The sequence below is a fragment of the Rhizobium chutanense genome (assembly GCF_002531935.1).
Classification (GTDB): domain Bacteria; phylum Pseudomonadota; class Alphaproteobacteria; order Rhizobiales; family Rhizobiaceae; genus Rhizobium; species Rhizobium chutanense.
Window position 1 is genome coordinate 1 of record NZ_NWSV01000071.1, and the last position, 2,390, is coordinate 2,390.

The 2,390-nt window shown below is 58.6% G+C and carries 2 pseudogenes; both read right to left on the bottom strand.

The features are described 5' to 3' along the window. Positions 1 to 332 (bottom strand): annotated as a pseudogene (locus CO666_RS33265) (Ulp1 family isopeptidase); the annotation flags it as partial. A gap of 701 nt (positions 333 to 1,033) precedes the next feature. Continuing rightward, a pseudogene (locus CO666_RS33275) lies at positions 1,034 to 2,216 on the bottom strand (transposase). Positions 2,217 to 2,390 lie beyond the last annotated feature (174 nt).

Here is a 2,390-nt window from a genome sequence, read left to right on the forward strand (position 1 = left end):
CGGCCGACGCTACCGTCGGGTAGAATTTCGTAGTTTCGGACTGCTTCCGCGAACTGGTTGATGCGGGTCTCGTCATCAGGATGCATGTCTCGGTCGGCGGGGCGACCACGCTTGGCGCCGACGCGAACCTTGGTTGAGGCCACGTGAGTCTCCGTTGCGGCATCGACGTCTTGCTGCCCGCGCAAGTCGCTCGGATCCTGTTCCAGGTCTCGGCTCTCTGAATAGTAGTCGTCGATCCAGGCGTCCGTCTCGAAAGCTCCGGTCACGCCTTCGATCCACCCACTTACTTCGCGAGAATCGTCATCGCGCGGCTGGTTCCGTCTTGGGTACATCGATGCCGGTCCTCCGGAAATTCAAATTTGGAACCTCGATCCTAATGCCTGCCGACCGCCGCCCAGCATGCTAAAGCCAGATCCAATCATGCCCTCAAGGCATGGCCGAACACCATATGGCGACGGCTTGCCGACAATCGTCTGCACTCGACCATCAGGCCGACACAGAGGCTCGCCAGCTTGCCGCTTGCCATGCGGAGCCCGCTAAAATTGGCCTTCATTTAAGCAGTTCGAGTGATGTGTTGGACATGCAGCGTGAAGGGTGCCGTCAGAATTTCCGATTCCAACCAATCTTTCCGCCGGCCTTTCTGATTTCGCCGCCTCAGGCAACGGAACCATTGCGGTGTAGCTGCTTGCAGAACCCGTTGCACGCCTGATAGTTATGCGACCTATGGGGCGGCGATCAGGATGAGACGCCGTATTGCCTCACCCAAGAGTGTTCCCGGAGAATAATGTCGTTGGCTCACTCGATGTTTTCGAATGCCTCACGGGTTGTTCCGATCGTATCCCCGCACCTGGTGCAGGTGACGGAGGTAGCGAAGCCGCTCGCGAGCGCGCCTCTCAATAGCGCTGTAGCGAGCGGGCGGCTTCGCGGGCGGTCATCATGTTTTCCGGTGGGGTCGGTTGTCGAAGGCCAACCTGGCGGTAAGAGCGCGGATGACGATCCTGTATTGTTCGGTAATGATCTCACTGCCCGACCTCTATACTTTCCGTCTGCCGCGCGGCATCGGCGAATGGCCCGAACACCAGCGCATGGCCTGTGTACTGCGCCAGATTTTCATTCGGCGCTGCACGGTCCGAATGAGGCCGTCGGGATACACGCCGGGGCATTTGACCTGCAAGCGTTCAAGCAACTCTCGCGAAGTTCGCCAAGGCTCCGCCTCGAACCATTCCTCGAGTTCGGCAGTGACGGCGAGTAGAGGATCGGGCCTCCGCCGCTCTCGCTTGGCCGCTGGCTTGGAGCTGGCAGTCGGTTTCACTTCACCACCACGCCAAGCAATCCGTAAGCCAGAAAGAAAGTCTTCGAGCGTCAGGTACATCGCCTTGAGCCAAAGGCATGTATCCTCCGGCGTGCGTGGGTCGTCAAGCAGCCGCTGGAAGAGTGTGGCAGGACGATGATAGCGCTTGATCACCTTGGCTCCGTCACGGTGCTTTTCTTTCAGCTTGAATGATGGCTGAAAGAAATTCACGAACAACCGCATTGACGAATAAAGCTTGGCCAGCTCCCGAGTGGCTCGCAGCCCCTCGAAGCGTCGGTATCCAACGATCTTGCGCACGATTGCGCCATTCTTCTGCTCGACAAATGCCTGATCATTCTTTCGGTAAGGGCGGCAACGGGTAAGTTCGATATTATCGCGCAAGCAATACTCATGAACACTCTCGTTCATGAACACACTGTCGTTATCGGTGTCGAAGCCCAGCAGCGGGAACGGCAGCAACTTGCGCAGTTCGGCCAACGCAGTGATCAGTACCGTTTGCTCGCGAACCATCCTTGAGGACCCGATCAATCGTCGCTGGGCTCATCGTCAAGAGTCGCCGGCGCGTCTCGCTATTCATATCGCCGTGTCCATGACGTTCCATCGCTTCGATTAGTGTTGGCAACAGGGGGTGTAGTCGCTTGCCGCAAATTCGATCCGACGCCTCCCAAACAACGACGAGCGCTGCCCGCACGTCGTCGCCGTAAACCCGGCGCCCTGGCCGAGGACCACCCTTCGCCGGTTTGCGTTCTCCTCGCAGCAGTCGCATCGCATGCTTGCGATGAAAGCCCGTGAGCGCCACGAACTCGTCTAACATCCTCGCCTTCTCGGCCCGCCCGCCTAACACATAGCGACAACTGATCGCTGCCACCAATTCCGCACGTGTCGCCATGCTGACCTTCCTCATCACAGCTCCCGAGGTTGATTCGGCGGGAGCAATTTAGATGAGGCAATAACCCATTCTCAGGGAGCAGTTCAGGCGAGGCAATGCGCGCGACAAACTGGCGGTGCCTTTGATTGTCGCGAATGAGGCTGGCCTGCCGCGCCGGCGTTTGACCCCCATGGGTGGAACGTCGTCGAT